Raw genomic sequence first — 18990 nt, forward strand, 5'->3', positions numbered from 1 at the left:
CTCGACGAGATAGAGGCCGTGCTGGCCTCGATGCCCGGCGTGAACGAGGCCGCGGTCGTTGCCACCACAGGCGAAGGCAAGAACCTCCTGACAGCGTACGCGGTGAGCCGACAGGAATCGGTGACTGCAACCACTGTGCGCTCCCAGCTGGCCGACCGCCTGCCGAAGTACATGATCCCGCACCACATCATGCTGCTGGCCAGGCTGCCGAAACTCCCCAACGGCAAGGTCGACCGGCTCGGGCTCCCCGCACCCGCGCACCATGGCCAAGAGGCGGCTCCCGACGGGAAGGCGGGCGGCGACGCCCTGGCCGCCTCGCGGACAGGTCCCGCCGAGCTGCCCCCGACGCACGATCAGCAGCGCTCGGTACTGCTCGCCATGGTGAAAGAGGAGGCGGCGCTGCTCCTCGGCGCCCCCGGCCCCGATGCGGTCCGGCCGGACAAGCCCCTGGCCGCGCTGGGGTTCGATTCACTGGACATCGCGGAGCTCACGGCGCGCCTGTCGCTGGGACTGGCCACCAACCTTCCTTCATCCACCCTGGTGGAGCAGATGACTCCCAAGGAGGCCGTCGAAGGGCTGCTGGTAGCGCTGGGCCGTGCTGCCGGCGGCGAGGTGCGTGCGCGCCCGCAGGGCGTCGGGGCCGCGGATCGGCTCGATGTGTTCCAGGAACAGGTCCGGTCCGGGCACCCGCCGGCCTTCGCTGCTAAGGCGCCGGCCTGGTCTGCGACCGACCGCGGCGCACTCGTACAGCACTTCCGGAGCCTCCTGGCGCGCTCGGGACTGGACCCGTACGGAAAGGTCGTCCGCACCGGAAGCGCTGAGCGGGGAGTCGTCGCCGACCTTGGTACCGGCGAGGAGCATGAGGCGCTCATCTGGACCACCAACCTCTACCTCGGACTCAACCGTGACGTGGAGGTCATCGAGGAGGCACGCGATGCGCTGGGCCGTTTCGGCACCGGAATGGGGATATCAGCGGCGGGCTCGGGGCAGACCGGCCTCCACACGGACTTCGAGCAGGAATTCGCCGCCATGGTGGGCAAGCCGGCTGCCTGCCTGTTCCCCACCGGGTTCACCGCGAGTCTTGGAACCATCGCCGGAATCGTGGGTGATCAGGACGTTGTGGTCATGGACCAGCTCTGCCACGCCTCCTTGGTGGACGGAGCCCGCCTGAGCGGTGCGAAGGTGCGGACCTTCCGGCACAACGACACGGCCGACCTGCGGGCGGTCCTCAAAGCGGAGACCTCTCCCTACCGCACGACGCTGGTGGTGCTCGAGAGTGTCTACAGCATGGGGGAGGGGGCAGCGCCGCTGCGCGACATCGTGGCCGCCGCGAAGTCATTCGGGGCGCTCGTCCTCGTGGACGAGGCCCACTCGTTCGGGCTTTACGGAGTACGAGGTGCGGGACTGTGCGCTGCGGAAGGCGTCACCGAGCAGGTTGACTTCGTCCTCACGACCCTGAGCAAGGCCCTCGGTAGTATCGGCGGTGTGGTTGCCGCCCGGGAGCAGCACATTGCATTGCTCAGGGCGTCGGCGAGGTCGTACGTCTTCCAGGCGAACATCACACCTGCCGATGTGGCAGCGGCTCTTGCTGCCCTGCGCAAAGTCGCTGCGGGGGACGCGATGCGGGCCAGACTGTGGGATACCGCGCACTACATGCGGAAGCGCTTCTCAGACGCCGGCTACGAACTCGGCACCGGGGACGGGCTCATCATCACCCCCTTCTTCTCCGACGGGGAGAAGCTGCACGCGATAGCCCGCGGGCTGTTCCGGCGGGGCGTCCATGCCGCCGCCGTGACCTACCCCATTGTCGAGCGCGGGCGAGGCCGACTGAGATTCATCTGCTCGGCCTCCCATACCCGAGCGGACGTCGACGAGACGCTGCAGGCCCTGATCGACGCCGAGACCGAAGCCGCGACAGTTGCCACGGCACATGAAGATGCGGACCTGCGAGAGGTAAGGGAGGAGGAGTCCACTCGGCTCGATGTAGCGCACTGGGCCGAGGCGTTCACAACTTATCTGGAATCCGTCTTGGCCGAGCTTCCCGCACCGGCGCCGAATCTCCTGGTCACGATCGGAATGCCGAGTGGGGGAGAGGAGCTTGTCATCCGGATCGACGAACATGGGGTCGCCCGGGTACACGACATCACCGCCGCGACGCCTGCCTGTTCGCTTCGCCTGGTCGACGATCAGGCAACGGCCGCACTGTGCTCACGGAACGTGGGACGCCTGCTTGAGAGCGTGGTCGCGGGCACCTGCGAGCTCGCTGGCCAGACACAGCCGTTCGTCTGGCTCATCGGACGACTTAGCGACTGGCAGACTTCAACGAGAGGCGCGTGAGGAAGAGGTGTCGGCTGCCCTCGCCCGGACAGGCCTGTGCAACGGCAACGTCAGCAAGACGATTACGTGGGTCGGCGGGCACCCTGCTGGACTTCGACAACAGTGGCCAAGCTCTGGGTGGTGGCATCTTCCACGACGCGGCGAGCTATCGGCTCCAGTGTCTGCAGGAGACCGTCGGCCTGCCGTCGTCCGGTGGCACGGGGGTGGCCCAGTGCAAGGGGTCTAACAGCGTCGACCATGTCTTCGAGGCGGAGGTCTCCCTGCCCGAGGCCGACGCGGCGACGCTGTACTGGGCCTTCGGCGCCCGTCACGTGGCCGAGCACGCTTTTGACTTCACCGAGGCGCGCGTACGCGTTCGTGGGGTGCTGCTGCCTGCCGCCCGGCCGGTGCCCCTGCATATCACCGTCCGTACATCGGCCGGCGTTACGGAAGTCATGCGTACGCCTGCCGTGGCGTACTACCCGCAGCAACTCGCCCGCGTGATCGCGCTCATGGACGGGTCCGGTCCACACTGGGGCGCCGACCTGATCGGGGCCCGGCCGCGGATCGCCGCCATGGAACGAATCCACCGCTCGGCACGACGCGATGTGCAGCCTGCCCTCACCGAAAAGGAGCATGTGTGAATCGGGCCATGGACACGTCGGTGGCAGACACACTCGCCGCCCTCTCCGTCGCCGTGAGCGACATCGTGGAGTACACGCCCCTGGCAGGAGGTACGTACAACGACCTGCTGCGGGTGGTGTTGCGGGACGGGCAACGCTGGATCGTGAAGCGCCCTCCGTCGGGCGGCGGCGCGTGCGGGCTCGCGTACGAGCACGACCTGCTGCGGGGCGAGACCGTCTACTACCGCGCTGCCGCCGACTTGTCCCAGGTCCCGGTTCCGCGCATGGTGCACGCGGCACTCGATGGAGACCCGCCGACGGTGTCATGCCTCGTGATGACGGAGTGCCCCGGCAGCCCCTGGCATCAGGTCGACGCCCAACTGGCGTCGGCCGAACAAAGCCGGCTGCGCCGGGAGTTGGGCGGCATCGTCGCCCGACTGCATACCGTGGCCGGGGACGGGTTCGGCTACCCGGCTCTGCCGTTCGGGCCGCTCGCCACGACCTGGCGCGAGGCCTTCACCGACATGATGCGCGCGGTCCTCGACGACGCGGAGCGCCATGACGTACGCCCTCCGCGGACCGTGGCGGACGTGCGCAAGGTGTTCGCCTCGGCGGCCGGCGTCCTGGACGAGGTCACGCGGCCCGCACTTGTGCACTTCGACCTGTGGAAGGGGAATCTGCTGCTCGACGGAGAGCCAGGCGTCCGCTCCGTCAGTGGCGTCATCGATGGGGAGCGCATGTTCTGGGGCGACCCGGTCGCCGAGTTCGTCTCGCTCTCCCTGTTCGACGACATCGAGCGCGACGAGGCCTTCCTCACCGGTTACGCCGAGGCCGGCGGGCAGGCAGAATTCACCGACTCCACGCGACTGCGCCTCAACCTGTACCGCTGCTACCTCTACCTGATCATGCTGGTCGAGTCGGTTCCACGCGGCTACTCGCGTGAGCAACAGGCCTGGACCTGGCGGCACGCAGGCCGGGGCCTGACCAAGGCGCTGCGAGCGGTCGAGATGGCTGCGGGGAGCGGACCGTGACCGCACAGCACCGCATGACACCCGCCAGAAACGCACGACACAGGTACGCGCTCGGGCGCCCGACTGCGGTGAGAGGTCAGACGGGTGGCATGAGGTCGCTCTCGCTGACGGTGCAGGTCAGTTGGGGGTAGACGAAGTCCGTTTCGTTGTTCTCGCGGCGCCGCAGGCGGTAGAACTCGCGCCTGTGCTCCTCGTCGGCCAACGTGAGGCGCTCGCCCCGCGGGAGGTACGCATCTCCGTCGCGGAAACGCAGCAAGGTCTTCGACGTACGAAAGGTCACGCCCAGCCATACGTTGTCAGCCGTCGGGTCAGACGCCTCGAGCACGATCCTGTGTTTGAACCGGCGGTTCGCCGCGACGGAGAACACGACGACGCTGTTGTGCGTGAGAGAGATTTCGAACCGATCGTCAGCGGACTCTTTCGATTCGACCATCAGCTTTCTGGGCGGGCCCGCGTCGGGATGCCGGTAGCAGGAGAAGACGGCGATGAACGACTCGTCGGCCAGGTCGAGGGCCAGGTCGGAATGGCCGCCCATGGTTCTGTATGCGTTCGTGTACTTCTCGACGAGCGCATTGTTGAAGCCGACCGGGAGCGCCGCGCGTTCCTGAATCTCGCGCGCCAGCCGCTGGTGCATCTTCCGGAAGCGCTGCATGGGGCTGCTGTAACGAGTGGTGGTACGGACGAGAGGCACGCCGTCGGTGTCATCGATGTCGGTGACTGTGGCGCCTTGCCGACCCTTGCCGAGATCTTCCCAGCAGACTGATGCGGACAGTTCCGTGAAGGGGTTGTCCTCTGTCGGCAAAGCGATCGAGATGAACTCGTGCGGAATCCTAGATGCGAGGTGCAAGGTAGTCTCCCGAGTTCATGCTGAAGAGGAAATCGTCGCCGTAGTGAATACGGGATGACGTCCGGTTCTCCTCGGCGTACAACCGGCGCAGCTCGTCCGTGCCCGCAGGCGTGGGTGGCTCGAGTTGCCGCAGACCTCCCGCCATTTTCAGGAGCGTGCTGCCGTCCTTGTGAACGGCTTCGGTGTTCGAGCAGCGCACCACGTAACCGAGCCGGGTCGGAAGCAGTTCGGCGTTCAATGCTGACGGCCGGGTCTCGTGCGTGTACAGGCGGTTGGTGGACAGAGGCATCATGAACACGGAGCCCGGATACAGAGTGACGGAGAACTGCTGGGGCGGCGCGGTCTCGTGGCGGTTCGCGGCCGTCTCCTTGAGGCGGAAGCGCAGTCTGGTCAGTGCGCTGGCATCCTTCACGCCGTAGTCGAAGACGTCTTCGGTCAGCGGCCGCAGCTGGTCGAGCCGGTCGTAGAAGGTGCAGAAGGCCATGATCCCATTGGCGGGCATGTCCTTTGTCTTGTCGGCATGGGCCGAGATCTTCGCCTTGGCCTGCTTTCGCTCGGTCGTGGCAAGGGTGTTGTGGTAGATCTGCGCGAGCACGTGATTCAGCGGTGCGTGGTTCCGGAAGACGGCAGCGGCCTCGCGGTTCAGCGCTTCGACGATCTGCGTGTCGGTCGGGCGAAAGGTCTCGGTCGGCCCCGAGAGATTTGTGGAACAGCGCAGCAGCCGGAAATGCAGCTCGTCGCCGTCCTGCGTGACGGGCGTCAGGTAGATGCCGCTGCGATGGGCGGTTCCAGGCTTGGTGGACTCCGTCAGGGACTGGAACGCATGCTCCGTACGGATCCGTGCGAAATGGTCGCCGTCGAGGTCGAAGTAGCGGCGGTAGTGCACGCCGACGCCGTGTACGCCGAGGGGGACCCGGCCGAGACCGACGGGAGTCCACGACGAGTCGCTGGCCTCGCGGTATCCCTGCGACAGCTCCCGGACGACGAATACCCGTGCGGCCGCGCGCAGTTGAGGGCTGTTGAACCCGGATATGTCACCACACAGGTAGACGGTCTTCTCCGCGATGTCGACCGAACCGGAGGCAAGATGATCCGGTGTGATGACCGACCCGAAGAAGTCCCTCACCACGTCATGGTCCTGCAACGCCGACGGTGCGACCAAGAGGTTGCCGGCGTCATCGATGCAGGCTTCCGCCGGCTCTGCTGCGTACATCAAACGGACCTGCCGTTCACCGAGTTGGGCTGCTCGCGAGGGTGGACATGGCAAAGGCCCGCACTCATTCCTTCGCACCCGAAGCGCAAACGAAAGGGACGGACCGGAGAACTCGATGCTCTCACGGGGGCGCGACGGCGGGCAACGGAATCTTCGGTGCGCGACCGCGCGCTCCCGCGCAGCGCCTCCACCCTGGTCAGGCGAGCGGTCCCAGGATCTCCTGGGATTCGATCAGGCCCTGTTCGCTGGGTACTTGCCCTTCACCGAAAACACGGGCCGCTTGCCGGGCCCGGAATTCGTGGTGGGCTTCGGCAGGCTTGACGTAGCCATGGCGGGCACGGGCTTCAGCAGGGGTGAGCACTTCCTTGTTGCGGGGAGGTATGTGGAGCTTGATGGGCGCGACGACCGCGACGGTGGAGGGCGAGATCATCCCCAACAGGCCCAGTTCTACCCGCGGATGGAGGTGGGCGAGGGCGAAGGCCGTCTTCATGACGGGAACGATGAGCACGTCCAGAAGCCGCGACTGGCGGATCCCGGCCATCTCGCGCATCCAGCGCGGCATCGTGGCGATGGTGGCGATGCGCTGCGCCTTGGCCACCACCATGCTGGCCGGCCTGGCCCAACGGGGGACCGGCGGCAGTACGAGTTCGGTCCTGAGCAGATGGTGCATCGCCTGTCGGGCGATCGGGCTGGCGGACAGCTGGGGGCGCATCCGCTCGAAGTACTCCCGCACGCCCTCGCGGCTGCGCGGGATGTCGTCAGGGGAGCAGGTCTGCAGCTCCGCTGCGACGGCGCAGGCTTCCCAGTACTCCTTCTCCTCCTGCGCGGTCAGTTTCCCCGGCCCGTACTTCTCGTACGCATAGAGGATCGAGTGCCAGCCGGTGAGCTGGATCCACAACTGTGAAGCAGGGTCGTTGGCGTCGTAGGTCCCGCCGCCGTAGGGCAGTTGGCCGATCGCCTTCGAGTGCACTTTGACCAGGATGTCAGCGGCCTTGCACACCTGCCGTGACCCGGCGAAGGCCACCATCGCGAAGTACTTGAGGGTCCGGTCGTACCGGGTGCGCGAGCGTTGATAGATCCCTTGTGTCGCGTGGACCGCGGCGACCAGCGGCGGATCGAGCTCCTCCACCACCACGGACCGCTGGAAGCCCACGGTCGGGGCAGTGGGGTAGCTCCAGACCTTCCACACCACCGAGCCCGGGCCGAAGAACCCGTAATCCTCGTGCGGTTCGACCGTGTCGCGCTTCAACTTCGCCATGCAGGCGCTCCTTGTGAGTGTGCGGGCTACGCCGCCTTCAATTACGACGCCGGTGTCGTAAATTAAGACACGCATGTCGTACGCTGCCAAGGTGTCGACGTCCTCTTCTTCCTCCGAGCGGCCTCGCAAGCGCCGGCCATACGCGCCGCGCCTCCCGCTCGCCCAGCGCAGGGAGCAACTGCTCGACGCCGCCCTCTTCGTGATCGTGAACGACGGCTACGACCGGATCTCCATCGACGCCATCGCGACGCGAGCCGGAGTGGCCCGGTCGGTCGTCTACGGCGCGTACGACAACCTCGACACCCTGCTGCACGCCCTGCTCGACCGCCAGCAGGTGCGCGCCTTCGACAGGCTGCTCCAGTCGATCCCCGACCCGTACGGTCAGCAGGATCCGGGCGTGTTCGTGGCCGAGACCGTGCGCGGAATGTCGGCGATGGTGCGCGACGACCCGGACACCTGGCGGCTCATCCTGCTGCCCCCGGGCAACATGCCCGCGGCGGTCCGCGACCGCATCGAGGCGGACCGGGAGCGGTTCAGGCTGCGCGTCGAAGCGTGGATCTCCCGCACCCTCACGACACACAGCGACCCCAACTCCGCACCACAGCTGGATGCGCGCGTACTCGCCCACGCGCTCGTCGCCTGCGCGGAACACTTCGGCGTCCTCGCGCTGACCGACCCCGGCAGGTTCGAGCCCGCGCACCTGATCGACCAGGTGCAGATGGTCATCGCCGCGCTTCTGCCGCAGGCACGGTGAAGGCGCCGTCACCGACCACGTGACCTGTCAGGCATGAGGCAGCCCGGAAACCGCCCGCCGCCGGCATCCCACGGCGTTGCCGCCCGAACGCGGCGCCGGCGACGAAAACCCGTCTGTTGCCCGTGGGTTAGGAGGTGCGTTGCGTGAGGGCCAGCGCGTGCGCACGGTCGTACGCCTCGGCGGCGGGGCAGGGAACATCGGGTTGGACGCCGGTGCCCTCCCAGTTCGTGCCGGAGATCGGGTTGACGGCACGGCCGACCGGGATGCTGGCTTCCAGGTGCGGATGCACGGTCCAGCCGTCGCGGGGGTGGGCGCCGCCGCGGGTCGGTTCGCCGACGATGGTGGCGCGGCCGAGTTGCTGCAGGTTGTAGGCAAGTTCCTCGGCGGCGGAGAACGTACGGCTGCTGGTCAGGACATACAGCGGTTTGCTGCCGCCGTAGCGGGCGCCGGGCACGTGCGGCTGGCTCCACGTCTGTTCGATGCGGGTGTCGCCGTGCCAGTGCATGGTGTTGAGGTGAGTGCGCTCATCCAGCAGGTGACTGCAGACGAACGCGACGCTGTCCGGATCGCCGCCCAGGTTCGCACGAAGGTCCACGATCAGCACCTGTGCGCGGGAGACCAGGGTCAGTGCCGCCGTCAGCGGTTCGGCAGCCCACTCCAACGGAAACAGCATCGGCGCCAGTTCCAGCACCGCAAGCTTCTGCTCGAGCGACTGCACCCGCGGCACACCACCCAGCGAGGCGTCGAAGTCGCGACGCATGGCCTCCATGTTGGCCGCGCCCTTCTTGGCTGGCACCTGATTGGCGTGGTGTTTCAGGCTCAGATGCCGGTCGCCGTTGACCGACTGCAAGTCCGCGGTGACCAGTTGGGCAAGCTTCTCGGCGTCGTCGACGTCGTAGGCGCCCTCGGCCAGGCGCCGCTGCAGCAGACCGGCCAACTGCTGCGCTATGTCGGGGAAGATATAGTGCTCGGTCAGCAGCCGGACCGTCTCGTCGATGACCGGCGCCGGCACGAGCTTCGTCGAAGTCGTCATGCCGGGAAGTAGATCACCGCCCGCCCGGAAAATGCAGAGGACCGCCCCGTTCCGCCACACGGACACCGGCCTCAGCTGACCGCCGCACCCGTGAGCAACCAACCCGGCCGCCTCGGGATCAGCTGATTCCCCAGCGACCCTGACTTGGTCCGGGCCTTTGGCCTTGTCTGTCAGACTGCTTGGGTGATCGTCAGACCCGCGCAGGAGCGTGACTTCCCGAGCTTCCTTGCCTTGGCCGCCCAGGTCGAGCACTGGTTCGGCCCGATGGTCGCGGAACCTGGCTTCCATGAAGCCGTCAAAGATCACATTCGTCGGTCGACGGCACTCGTCGCCATCTCTGCAGATTCAGGCGTCCTCGGCGGGTTGTTGTTCGGCGCGGAGGCGCCTGTCTTTCACGTGGATTGGTTGGTGGTTTCGGAAGGGGGCCGCGGCACCGGCGTCGGTCGCGCGCTGATGGATGAGGCGTCGCGCAGGTTCGTGCGTGGGCCGGGCACCATCGAGGTGGTCACCTTCGGAGCCGACCACCCGGGCGCCGTTTCCAGCGGTGCTCGCGTCTTCTACGAGTCGCTGGGCTTCACGCCGGCTGAGACGGCAGATCCGGGACCGGAAGGCGGGTCACGGCAGATTTATCGTCGGCTCGTCTCCTGAAGCGCGAGCCGACGTGCAGCCGACCGCTCCTGGGCAGTCTGCACCGACCACGACCCCTGGGGGCACCAAGGTCTGCGACCCCCTCCCGCTTGTCGAGGCGCTGCTCGGGAATCTCGAGATCGAAGCGATTGGCCCGCCCTGGACCAGCTGGTGACGTGCCTTGCGCCGCGACACGACGGGCATCTCCGTCACCAGCCGAAGAGGCCGGCGCGCATGTGCTGCCTGAGGTTCTTGAGGATCTCGCTCAACCATGGGCTACGCACAGCCGGTAGCCGGGTCAGGGTGTGCCGGAACGCTGCCGAGTCGGCCTGGAACAGGCGATCCGGACGCGGCGTGGGCAGGTCGTCGCGGAGGACGCAGTCAGGCAGGCCGCCCGACGCGGGTACAGGCAGGTCCGGCTCGGGGAAGACCAGCCACAACCACACCCCGAACGGCAGCGGCACCCGGTACGCGGAGGCGGCCGGGCCGGACGGAATCCAGGTCTTCCCCGTCTGAGGATGGGTCGGCACGAGCAGAATGTCCGCGTCCGCTTCGGGGGAGGGCTGCCCCGGTCCGGCCAGGGCGGCACGCCGCATCGGTGGACCCACGGGGAGCAGGGCGTCCAGGGCGCGTTGGAACACCTCCGCGACCAGGCCCTCCTGGACGGTCACCGGCCTGCCTTGGGAGGCCACCCGCAGGTGGGCGAGCGCTCGGCCCGCCGCGGCCTCCCACTGTGGGTTCCACGACCAGGTGTCGTCCGACCTCAGCCACGAACGACTCCACGTGTTGACTATCGGCTCGAACGGAGGAGTGCTCCTGCCTTCGGCCACCAGCTCTGCCCAGGACAGCGGTACGGCGTCGCCTCCGTCGACCGGGCGACGGCGCACAGCTCTCGGGGCGAGCCACACCGCCTGCCACAGCGAGCAGTCGTCGATCCGGCTCGCCACGGGCAGCCCACACGCCTCACACGTCATGTTGGGGCCGTCGGCCCCGTCCATGCCGCAGCAGGTGCCGCCCCGTTTCTCCGGGATCAGTTGGGTGCCGCGCGCATCGCCGGGGGCGATGACGATCGCACCGGGTGCGCCGTCGGACAGGCCGTCGACCGGCGCGTAGATGCCACGGTCCGCCGCCTCATCCGGATCGATCTCCTCCCACGGTCGCCACGGTGGTCCCGAGGGCTCCGGGTCCACGGCGAACGTGCCCGGCTCCATGAGCACCGGAAGCTGGAGCCCGCTCCCGAACGACTGGTGGGCGTGAACCGGCAAGGCGACCTGGGTGAGTGGGGCAGTCAACTCTCCGCCGCACCCCGCGCACTCGAAAACGAACAAATGACCTCCGCTGGGAATCAGAGGCATGCTCCCAGCATGCCGACGGTCGGCCAACGCATTTTCCGGCCGCTGTGGGCAGACAGCCGCACGACTTGTCGGACCTCAGCGCCCACGAACCAGAGGGTTGCACTGGATCCAGTGCAGCTGCGGGGCGTGCGCCGAGCGAAGCATCGGGATCACCTGACCGGAGTCAGCGTGCCCACCTGGGGAAAGCGAACCGACACGTCCGTACCGCGGATCCGGCACATATCCGTACCGCGGATCCGGCACAGACAGGAGCCCTCACATGACCACCTACGTCATCACCATCCCCGGCACATTTCTGCGCCCGGCGGACGCCGGAGCCCAAGCCCGGATCGCACGGCATCTGCGCGGCGCCGACCCGCAGGACACGGAGCTGGGCCGTGAGGAGGACCTGGGGCTGCTCACCGTGAACGACGACGACACGTTCAGCATGCGCGTGGAAGTCACCGCCGACGCCGGCGACGAGGCCCGCAGCGCGGCCGGCGAACTTGCCACGCAGGCCCTGCGCGCGGCGGGCTTCGAAGAACGGGACGCCGCGCTGGGGCCGGCGTCCGTGACCGGCATCGACAATCCCGCCTGACGCCCCCGGACTGACCCGGCCCCGGCTCTGCGGGATGCGTACGCTGGCAGGCATGCGGATCAGACCCACGCTGAGCTGGGAACCCTCCGGTGACCTGCCCGCGGCGACGACCGATCCGACGGCCGTCGTCGACGCCGTACGGGCGGGCGGCGTCGTGGTGCTGAGCGGCGCCGGCCTGTCGACCGAGTCCGGCATCCCGGACTACCGCGGGGAGCACGGCTCCCTGCGGCGGCACACTCCGATGACGTACCAGGAGTTCGTCGCCGACGAATCGGCCCGGCAGCGATACTGGGCCCGCAGCCAGCTCGGCTGGCGAGCCATGACGCGTGCGCACCCGAACGCCGGACACCGCGCGGTCACCGCCCTGACCCGGGCCGGCCTGGTCGTCGGCGTCATCACACAGAACGTCGACGGACTGCAGCAGGCCGCCGGGGCGCAACACGTGATCGAGCTGCACGGAAGCCTCAGCCGCGTGGTGTGCCTCGACTGCGGCCGCGAGGACACCCGGGCCGCGCTCGACCGGAGGCTGCGCGAAGCCAACCCCGGATTCGAGCGCGTCGCCGAACGGCATCGGGCCGCGCGGGTCAACCCCGACGGAGACGTGGAACTACCCGAAGAGGCAGTGCGGGAATTCCGCGTGGTGCCGTGCACGGCCTGCGGTACCGGCATGCTCAAACCCGACGTGGTCTTCTTCGGAGAGAACGTCCCACCCGAGCGCGTGGCCCGGTGCCGGCACCTGGTCGACACCGCCGACACACTGCTGGTACTCGGCTCATCCCTGACCGTCATGTCCGGCCTGCGCTTCGTGCGCCAGGCGGCGGACGCCGGCATCCCAGTCCTGATCGTCAATCAGGGGCCGACCCGCGGTGACCGATGGGCCACCGCCCGGATCGAACTACCCCTGGGAGAAACGCTGTCCCAGGTGGTGCAACGGGTCGCACGGTCCTGAGTGGGCAGGGCACGACGCGGGCGTTGTTCAGTGACCGTGTCCGCCCAGTGAGCCCGACGGTGCGCCCTGGTCCTGGGGTGGCCCCCGCGATGAACTCATGGGCCATTCTTGCGCCGGCGTCTGGCCAACTACGTACAGCGGTCTCACACTCGAGGTAACGGACACGGCTGGCATGTCGGTACAGAACTGGCGGGCACTGCTGGTGTGGGAAGACAAGGGCCGACGATGGTCTTCAGAGCGCACGCTTACGAGCCAGGAGTGGGCGGTCTGGCATGTGCTCTGCGAAATCTGGGCTCTGCAAAGGCTGTTGCCGGATTCGGAGATAGTCGAGGAGAACGAAGACGAGCAGGCGGGGGAGCAGATGCTTGCCGCGGCTGCCTTGCTCCTGGAGCAGCCGCATGAACCCTGGACCGGTCCTCAGCTCAAATTGACGCCCTACCAGCGGCACCTCTTGGTCCAACTTCGGCTGCTTGCCGAGCTAGTGACTCCGGAACCTCCCGCATCCGCTGTGAAGACCACCGAGCAGCACGCCGCGCCCGACTCGCGGACTACCCCGCAGCCCGGCGTCAGCACTCCACCCGCGTCGAACCTCGACTGCGCGGGCCTGGCCGCTCCACCCTCGCTTCTCGACGCCCTGTTGACGCTCGCCGCCGGCGTGGTACAGGTGTTGATCGGCTTCCACGTCGTAGGAGCCATCGCGGCAATGGCGCATGGCGCCTTCAAGGCCGCGGCACCACACTCTCCACTCACGGAGATCGCGGGCGTGGTGCGGAAGGCCCTGACGCCGCACCTCACCGTGATCCAGGAGAGCATCAGGATGATGGCGCCGCTTCCTGACAATGAACGCTCCGGGCTCCGCGACACATTCTGCCTCGCGACGCACCAGATCACGGGAGGTGACGTCGAAGCCCTCAAGCATCAGTTGTTCCCGCCACGCGACACGGGCCCGTCGGTGACTCCGTTGGTGCAGAAGAGCTGGATCGACGCCGAACTCAGTCCTCGCCCGCGTGGGCAGCACGCCGGACCCCGTACCCCGGTGGAGGAGGATCCCGTCCCCGTCCCCGTGGTTTCCCCTCGAGGGCGCCGGGTGCAGCGTAGTGAGCCCCGGCCTCTAACCGACTCGCAGGCGTCGACACCGCAGGCGGCTCCCGACTCAGGTGCGAGCCTTCCGAGCGGCCCTGGGACAGTGCAGTCCAGATAGGCGCGCCCGCCCCCGGTCACTGACACGGCGCTCGAAGACGCCCAGTACGCGCTCACCGACCTGCTCGACGACTTTGCCGCATGTACGAATGCGGGGGAGCGGCTGTTCGTCGTGGCCGAACTCGTCCGGCGCAGCGGCGAGTTGGCACTGCTGACCCACGGCACCCGGCTCGGCGGCGGCAAGTGGCTGGCCCGGCGCCTGGAACCGTCGCATCGGACCTGGCCGCGCGTCTGGACGAGACGGCGCAAGCTGCCCTGAGCGGCGCACCGGAGGGCCTCACCTCGCTGTTCACGGACGTCCTCGACGCGGGGGCGGACCGCTCTGGGAGGGACACCGCCGCAGCGGACCGCGCAAGACGGCCTAACTCGGCGCGAGGACACCCCGCATCCCGAACACACCTCCCACTACGCGCCCTGACATCCCCACGGTGCCGGCGTATCCTCTCAGCGGCCCAGCTACTGGCTGTAAAGAGCCATCTCCATGCCCTCGAGGGCATGCCGGACACAGAGTGACCCGCGGACGTATCTCCGTACGAGCCCGCGGACGTATCTCCGGACGCGCCCAGGGAATTTGGCCCATACACCCATTCGCCCATACGCCAAGCTCAGCGCCCCGGCCCGATACGAGCCCGGACCCCAGAGCGCGGGACGCCAACCACCTCACCGCCGACCTGCCGCGCCCGGTACTGCGCGAGCGCCAAGGCGTCCCCGAGCATGGCAAGTTCCTGGGGGACTAATCCACACAGCCGCAGGCGTGCCGTGATCGTGACACGTTCCTGGCCGTGACACACACGGCGGATCAACCTGCCGAACTGCGCGCGGGCCTCAGTGACGGGCAACGTTTCACCCATCACCCATCACCCATCACACAGCTGCACAGTCCGGCAACCTTCCGGGACATGGCCCCGCACTGCGAGACAGAGCCGGTGTGGGCACAGCTCGTTGTTTCCTCGAGGTGGGCCACAGGTCGAATCGCGAGCGGAGCGGCCTGGGTGTGCGCGGCGGGCGCACGGGTAAGCCCGTTCGAGGTGGACCGGGCTCGACCAGGGCGGCCGGGTGACGGCAGGCCCTGGCGGCCGCTCAGCGAAAGGGTGGGGAACCGTGCGAGCTGTGGTGTTCGAGGAATTCGGGCAGGAACCGATGGTGCGAGAGGTACCGGATCCGGCGCCTTCCGCGGCGGGCGTGGTCGTGCGGGTGCGGGCTACCGGGTTGTGCCGCAGCGATTGGCACGGGTGGAAAGGGCATGACCCGATCACTTTGCCGCACGTCCCCGGCCACGAACTCGCCGGTGCGATCGAGGCAGTCGGCGCCGACGTCGTCAACTGGCGCCCGGGAGACCGGGTGACGGTGCCCTTCGCCTGCGCATGCGGGCGCTGTGACACCTGCGCGGCGGGACAGCAACAGGTGTGCGGGGAACAGGCCGTGCCGGGGTTCACGCACTGGGGTTCCTTCGCCGAGTACGTTGCGCTGGAACAAGCCGACACGAATCTCGTGGCGATACCCGAAGGCCTCTCCTATGCCACGGCCGCGAGCCTCGGCTGCCGGTTCGCCACGGCTTTCCGCGCGGTCGTCACCCAGGGCCGCGTGGCTGCGGGCGAATGGGTGGCGGTGCATGGATGCGGCGGGGTCGGACTGTCCGCCGTCATGATTGCCGCGGCCTGCGGGGCGCGGGTGGTCGCGGTTGATGTGTCACCACAAGCACTGGAACTGGCGCGGAAGTTCGGCGCCACACAATGTCTCAATGCTTCCGAGGTGGCGGCCGGAACCAGCCCCGGGGCCGGAGTGGGCGAGGCAGTGCGGGCGTTGACCGCCGGCGGCGCCCACCTGTCACTCGACGCGCTGGGATCCGCCACAACCTGCGCCGCCTCCGTGCTGGGTCTGCGGTGGCAAGGACGGCATGTCCAAGTCGGGCTGCTGCCCCCGGCGCTCGGAGACCCCGCAGTACCGATGTCACGGGTGATCAGCCAGGAACTGACGATCCTCGGCAGCCATGGAATGGCCGCACACGCCTACCCGCCGATGCTGGAGATGGTGCGGGCCGGGGCGCTGCGACCGGACCTCCTGGTGACGTCGATCGTCTCGTTGGACGAGGCACCGGCGGCACTCAGCACGATGGGTTCGGCGCCCGGCCCAGGAATGACGGTGATCGAGCCGTAGCCCGACCAAGACCCCAAGGCGGGAACTCCGGCCAAGGCCCCAAGGCGGGAACATCGTCGCCAAGAACCTTCCTGCCCCATACACCCAGCCTCTGTTCGACGCCCGGGACGCCGGCGCAGACGACCGACAGCTGCGCCAGATCATCACGGAGGGATTCAAAGAGTTCTGCTTCCAAGGCGGTGGCAGCCGCCCCGGGCATCTCCGGCGTCACCTGGTTGGCAGTTGATCGAGACGACTGAGCCGACCCACTAGCGTATTGACGTGCATATTCTCGATGACCCCTGCTTGTCGCCCCGCGTCGCGACTCTCCTGGCGCGGGCACGGCGCGGCCATCAGATGCCCACTGACCGCATCCGGGCACTGGCCCGTGCGGAGACGTCCGACGGGGTCGAGGCGGCGGTGCCGCCTGAGGCCGTCGAGTCGATGATTCGTTTCGAGGAACGCTACGGCGGCCTGTGGTACCCGCTTCTCGGCTCCAACGGCATGGAACACGGCCTGGACGGCGAGGCCACCGTCTGTCTCACGATCGACGGCTGGACCTTCCCAGGCATCCACGATGGTGACCAGACCTGGCGGGTCGACGTCCTCCCGGGCGAGCGCACCGCCATGACGCTTGCGGGGCGTCCCCGGATCATCAACAGCAGCATTCTTCAGCGATTGGAGAACCACGCCCAGCTGTCACAGGTCCGAGACTGGCCCCATATGACCTTCGCTGTTGCCACCGAACCCGGCCAGGAGCCGACGCTCGCCGAAGCAGGTCTCCCTGCCCTCGACGTCGAGGCGACTGGGCCCGCCGACAGGTGGTGGGTCGGCGGCGGGACTGCGATTCAACTGAAGCTTCACAAGTGGTGGGGCGAAGAGGACATTTGGTTCGCGCGCTGCTTTATGGAACGGGCCGAGAATCTGGCGACCACGTTCGATGTGGTACGGCACGCAGTGACGGATGGCGTGTGCCGGAACGCGGACTGGTGCGGGCTGTGTACCCACTTCAGACAGCCGGCGCAAGCCTGCCTTCCCAACGCAGCGACGCAGAGCAGCTGCCCCCGCACTAGCAGCCCTCATCGATAACCATCTGCGTACGAGACCTGGGCAAGGCGCCCGGGTGGCCCACCCCCCGGGCACTCGGTGGGCGCCGTCCGATGAGGGTGCCGCACAGTGCCACTGCCAATCGCCCTCCACCACTCACAGGCAAGATCGCCTGGCCGCTGGTCTCCGCAGGGTGGCCAGCCGGAGGCAAGGGCTTTGACCTGTATCGCTCTCCCTTCGTCGATCACTGCGGGTGTAGCGTCCCTGACTCGTTGTCAGTGGGGCCTGCCAGCATGACCAGTTGCGCGGGGAGACGCAGACGACCAGGGGGACGGCATGCCGAAAGTCAGGGAGCACATACGGGCCGGGCACAAGGTGCGCGAGCACAACCGCTGGGGATGGGGAGCACACCGGGAGATGGCCGTCTTCCTGGGGATCGGGGCCTTGGTGTTCGTCGGTTCCAACGCGGCCGGATCATCCAGCGGGGGGACCACGCAGAACCCGCGCCCGGGCCACACGGGGCAGTACCCGGTCAAGTTCCAGGACTCCGACCAGAAGCGGCCGTTGCCGAAGTCGACGGTGTCGTATCCGATTCCGTGGGACCGCGGGTGAGCCGCCGGCGCCGCTCGAGGCGGCAGAGGCAGCAAGACCTGCTGTGGGTCTACGGCATCGCAGCGCTCTTCGGGGTGTCGCTGGTGGTGACGTTGCTGCAGTGGCTGCTCGCCCACTGGTGGTTGCTGCTGGTCCTCGCCGTGCTCGGTGTGGGCGGGGGCGGGTTCCGGCTGTTCCAGCGTGTGCAGCGGGCCAAATGGGATCAGGTCCAGGCCCGCGCGCTGCGCTACGGGCTGGCGCAGCTCGACGCTTTGCACCACCGGGAGTTCGAGTTCGCGATCCGGGATCTGATGCGTCGTGATGGCTGTCCGGAGGCGGTGCGGGTGGGCGGTGCGAACGACAACGGCGCGGACGTGAAGGCCACCGACCCGTACGGCAGGCGCTGGGTGATCCAGTGCAAGCACCGCCGCGCCGGGCTGGCCGGCTCCGCGGTCGGCACCCCGGATCTACAGGTCCTCAACGGCACCGCCCGGCCGGTGCACAAGGCGGACGTGGTGGTGCTGGTGACCAACGGCCGATTCTCGAAGAAGGCGCCGCCGTTCGCCACCTCGCAGCGGATCCACCTGGTGGACCGTGCGCTGCTGGGCACGTGGGCGGCCGGCTCACGGCCGCTGTGGGAGCTGCTGCGGAAGGTTCCCCTCCCCGCAGACGGTCGTCGCTGTCTTGAGCGCAGGCTGAGCCGCTCGGCGAGCGCGAGCAGCGCCGTCGGTGCGCAGTGGGTCGCGTTCGTCGCGCTCGAAGTCGTACGACGCGGAGCCCGACTTGGCAGCGGCCTCGGACACCGAAAGCAAACGGCCGGCACGGTCAACCGGGGCTCGACGACGGCTCCAAGACAGCCGAGCATGGCCCGGGAACGGTGACTGCCTTGTGCCACCGAGCTTGTGACGACAGGGGAGTTGAGGGCCTGATGGGGCTCGAGGACAAACGCTTCAACGGGTACCTGAAGATCGCATTGCCGCATGCGCTCGACGCGCAGGTGCACCGGTACATCCGCTCGTACCTGAGCGGTTCGGCGGAGCACAGGGCGTGGATGCTGAACCGGCTTCGCCCCCGGGCCGGCTCCGTGTTGTGCGTGTACGGCCAGCGCATGGCAGCCATGGCCGTCCGGGAAGAGTCGCGCGACGCCCTGAACAAGGGGCTGGTGGCTGTAGCGATCGGAGCGGGGCGGTCGGAGTACGAGCACGACGAGCTCTACCCGCTGGTGGCACTCCACCACAGCGCCATCCTGCTGGAGGTGTCACTGCAACGGGCACTGGAGCAGATTGCCTACCTCTTGCCCTCGCAGGGCACGCAGCAGATCCAATGCTTCCTGGACAGGAGCGACGAGGACAAGTCGCTCGAGGGGATGAGGCTCGCAACTGAGGGACAGGGAGATTCTTTCCGCTACGTCTCAGGATGAGTCAGGCGCTGCG

At 68.0% G+C, this 18990-nt stretch carries 19 protein-coding genes and 1 pseudogene; 14 read left to right on the plus strand and 6 right to left on the minus strand.

Translation table 11 applies throughout. The features are described 5' to 3' along the window. Window positions 1-66 precede the first annotated feature (66 nt). The 3 genes and pseudogenes from ABT367_RS41450 to ABT367_RS15695 all read left to right on the plus strand — a co-directional run. Window positions 67-2337: pseudogene (locus ABT367_RS41450) on the plus strand (aminotransferase class I/II-fold pyridoxal phosphate-dependent enzyme); the annotation flags it as partial. Between the two features lie 203 nt (window positions 2338-2540). After that, a complete protein-coding gene (locus ABT367_RS15690) occupies window positions 2541-2960 on the plus strand; it encodes a hypothetical protein (RefSeq protein WP_352253557.1) in 420 nt (139 codons plus the stop codon). Between the two features lie 8 nt (window positions 2961-2968). Beyond that, a complete protein-coding gene (locus ABT367_RS15695; protein ID WP_434975474.1) occupies window positions 2969-3970 on the plus strand; it encodes a phosphotransferase family protein in 1002 nt (333 codons plus the stop codon). A gap of 76 nt (window positions 3971-4046) precedes the next feature. Here ABT367_RS15695 and ABT367_RS15700 read toward each other — a convergent pair whose 3' ends face one another. The 3 genes from ABT367_RS15700 to ABT367_RS15710 all read right to left on the minus strand — a co-directional run bounded on the left by ABT367_RS15700 (window position 4047) and on the right by ABT367_RS15710 (window position 7288). Then, window positions 4047-4817, minus strand: coding sequence for an alpha-ketoglutarate-dependent dioxygenase AlkB (locus tag ABT367_RS15700; protein ID WP_352253561.1), 771 nt, complete (start codon window positions 4815-4817; stop codon window positions 4047-4049). Continuing rightward, complete coding sequence (locus ABT367_RS15705; RefSeq protein WP_352253563.1) at window positions 4801-6030, minus strand: hypothetical protein; 1230 nt, start codon at window positions 6028-6030, stop codon at window positions 4801-4803. Before ABT367_RS15705 ends, ABT367_RS15700 begins: the two co-directional genes overlap by 17 nt. Window positions 6031-6226: 196 nt before the next feature. Beyond that, window positions 6227-7288 carry an oxygenase MpaB family protein gene (locus tag ABT367_RS15710; protein WP_352253565.1) on the minus strand — a complete coding sequence of 354 codons (1062 nt, stop codon included), beginning with the start codon at window positions 7286-7288 and terminating at the stop codon, window positions 6227-6229. A 73-nt stretch (window positions 7289-7361) separates the two neighbouring features. Between ABT367_RS15710 and ABT367_RS15715 the strand changes: the two genes are divergently transcribed. Continuing rightward, a complete protein-coding gene (locus ABT367_RS15715) occupies window positions 7362-8042 on the plus strand; it encodes a TetR/AcrR family transcriptional regulator (protein ID WP_352253567.1) in 681 nt (226 codons plus the stop codon). A 127-nt stretch (window positions 8043-8169) separates the two neighbouring features. Here the strand turns inward: ABT367_RS15715 and ABT367_RS15720 are convergent, their stop codons facing one another. Further along, complete coding sequence (locus tag ABT367_RS15720; protein ID WP_352253569.1) at window positions 8170-9075, minus strand: S41 family peptidase; 906 nt, start codon at window positions 9073-9075, stop codon at window positions 8170-8172. 183 nt (window positions 9076-9258) lie between these two features. Here ABT367_RS15720 and ABT367_RS15725 point away from each other — a divergent pair, with 183 nt between their 5' ends. Further along, window positions 9259-9723 carry a GNAT family N-acetyltransferase gene (locus ABT367_RS15725; protein WP_352253571.1) on the plus strand — a complete coding sequence of 155 codons (465 nt, stop codon included), beginning with the start codon at window positions 9259-9261 and terminating at the stop codon, window positions 9721-9723. Between the two features lie 188 nt (window positions 9724-9911). On the opposite strand, the gene ABT367_RS15730 is transcribed toward ABT367_RS15725, so the two are convergent. After that, window positions 9912-11030, minus strand: a complete 1119-nt coding sequence (locus ABT367_RS15730; protein WP_352253642.1) for a hypothetical protein — start codon at window positions 11028-11030, stop codon at window positions 9912-9914. A 286-nt stretch (window positions 11031-11316) separates the two neighbouring features. Here ABT367_RS15730 and ABT367_RS15735 point away from each other — a divergent pair, with 286 nt between their 5' ends. From ABT367_RS15735 to ABT367_RS15750, 4 genes are all read left to right on the plus strand, one after another. Beyond that, entirely contained in the window at window positions 11317-11634 is a 318-nt protein-coding gene (locus tag ABT367_RS15735; RefSeq protein WP_352253573.1) for a hypothetical protein, read from the plus strand. Window positions 11635-11686: 52 nt separating this feature from the next. After that, on the plus strand, window positions 11687-12583 hold the full coding sequence (locus tag ABT367_RS15740; protein ID WP_352253575.1) for an NAD-dependent protein deacetylase: 897 nt from the start codon (window positions 11687-11689) through the stop codon (window positions 12581-12583). 172 nt (window positions 12584-12755) lie between these two features. Then, window positions 12756-13784, plus strand: coding sequence for a hypothetical protein (locus tag ABT367_RS15745; RefSeq protein WP_352253577.1), 1029 nt, complete (start codon window positions 12756-12758; stop codon window positions 13782-13784). A 111-nt stretch (window positions 13785-13895) separates the two neighbouring features. Then, entirely contained in the window at window positions 13896-14042 is a 147-nt protein-coding gene (locus ABT367_RS15750) for a hypothetical protein (protein WP_352253579.1), read from the plus strand. Between the two features lie 346 nt (window positions 14043-14388). On the opposite strand, the gene ABT367_RS15755 is transcribed toward ABT367_RS15750, so the two are convergent. Next, a complete protein-coding gene (locus ABT367_RS15755) occupies window positions 14389-14634 on the minus strand; it encodes a type II toxin-antitoxin system prevent-host-death family antitoxin (protein WP_352253581.1) in 246 nt (81 codons plus the stop codon). Between the two features lie 250 nt (window positions 14635-14884). Here ABT367_RS15755 and ABT367_RS15760 point away from each other — a divergent pair, with 250 nt between their 5' ends. The 5 genes from ABT367_RS15760 to ABT367_RS15780 all read left to right on the plus strand — a co-directional run bounded on the left by ABT367_RS15760 (window position 14885) and on the right by ABT367_RS15780 (window position 18977). Next, on the plus strand, window positions 14885-15940 hold the full coding sequence (locus ABT367_RS15760) for a zinc-dependent alcohol dehydrogenase family protein (protein ID WP_352253583.1): 1056 nt from the start codon (window positions 14885-14887) through the stop codon (window positions 15938-15940). Window positions 15941-16201: 261 nt separating this feature from the next. Next, window positions 16202-17008, plus strand: a complete 807-nt coding sequence (locus tag ABT367_RS15765) for a hypothetical protein (RefSeq protein ID WP_352253585.1) — start codon at window positions 16202-16204, stop codon at window positions 17006-17008. 294 nt (window positions 17009-17302) lie between these two features. Beyond that, window positions 17303-17578, plus strand: a complete 276-nt coding sequence (locus ABT367_RS15770) for a hypothetical protein (RefSeq protein ID WP_352253586.1) — start codon at window positions 17303-17305, stop codon at window positions 17576-17578. Next, window positions 17575-18438: a restriction endonuclease gene (locus ABT367_RS15775; RefSeq protein ID WP_352253588.1), complete on the plus strand. Its 864-nt coding sequence runs from the start codon at window positions 17575-17577 to the stop codon at window positions 18436-18438. The genes ABT367_RS15770 and ABT367_RS15775 overlap by 4 nt, the downstream gene beginning before the upstream one ends. 47 nt (window positions 18439-18485) lie before the next feature. After that, window positions 18486-18977, plus strand: a complete 492-nt coding sequence (locus ABT367_RS15780; protein ID WP_352253589.1) for a hypothetical protein — start codon at window positions 18486-18488, stop codon at window positions 18975-18977. Window positions 18978-18990 lie beyond the last annotated feature (13 nt).

Source organism: Streptomyces mesophilus, assembly GCF_040300965.1.
Lineage (GTDB): Bacteria > Actinomycetota > Actinomycetes > Streptomycetales > Streptomycetaceae > Streptomyces > Streptomyces mesophilus_A.

Bases quoted from the DNA above. Each gene is read 5' to 3' on its own strand.
- ABT367_RS15770 (WP_352253586.1), top strand. From the start codon at position 17,303: ATGCCGAAAGTCAGGGAGCACATACGGGCCGGGCACAAGGTGCGCGAG.
- ABT367_RS15695 (WP_434975474.1), top strand. From the start codon at position 2,969: ATGGACACGTCGGTGGCAGACACACTCGCCGCCCTCTCCGTCGCCGTG.
- ABT367_RS15780 (WP_352253589.1), top strand. From the start codon at position 18,486: ATGGGGCTCGAGGACAAACGCTTCAACGGGTACCTGAAGATCGCATTG.
- ABT367_RS15715 (WP_352253567.1), top strand. From the start codon at position 7,362: ATGTCGTACGCTGCCAAGGTGTCGACGTCCTCTTCTTCCTCCGAGCGG.
- ABT367_RS15745 (WP_352253577.1), top strand. From the start codon at position 12,756: ATGTCGGTACAGAACTGGCGGGCACTGCTGGTGTGGGAAGACAAGGGC.
- ABT367_RS15740 (WP_352253575.1), top strand. From the start codon at position 11,687: ATGCGGATCAGACCCACGCTGAGCTGGGAACCCTCCGGTGACCTGCCC.
- ABT367_RS15705 (WP_352253563.1), bottom strand. From the start codon at position 6,030: ATGTACGCAGCAGAGCCGGCGGAAGCCTGCATCGATGACGCCGGCAAC.
- ABT367_RS15735 (WP_352253573.1), top strand. From the start codon at position 11,317: ATGACCACCTACGTCATCACCATCCCCGGCACATTTCTGCGCCCGGCG.
- ABT367_RS15720 (WP_352253569.1), bottom strand. From the start codon at position 9,075: ATGACGACTTCGACGAAGCTCGTGCCGGCGCCGGTCATCGACGAGACG.
- ABT367_RS15755 (WP_352253581.1), bottom strand. From the start codon at position 14,634: ATGGGTGAAACGTTGCCCGTCACTGAGGCCCGCGCGCAGTTCGGCAGG.
- ABT367_RS15710 (WP_352253565.1), bottom strand. From the start codon at position 7,288: ATGGCGAAGTTGAAGCGCGACACGGTCGAACCGCACGAGGATTACGGG.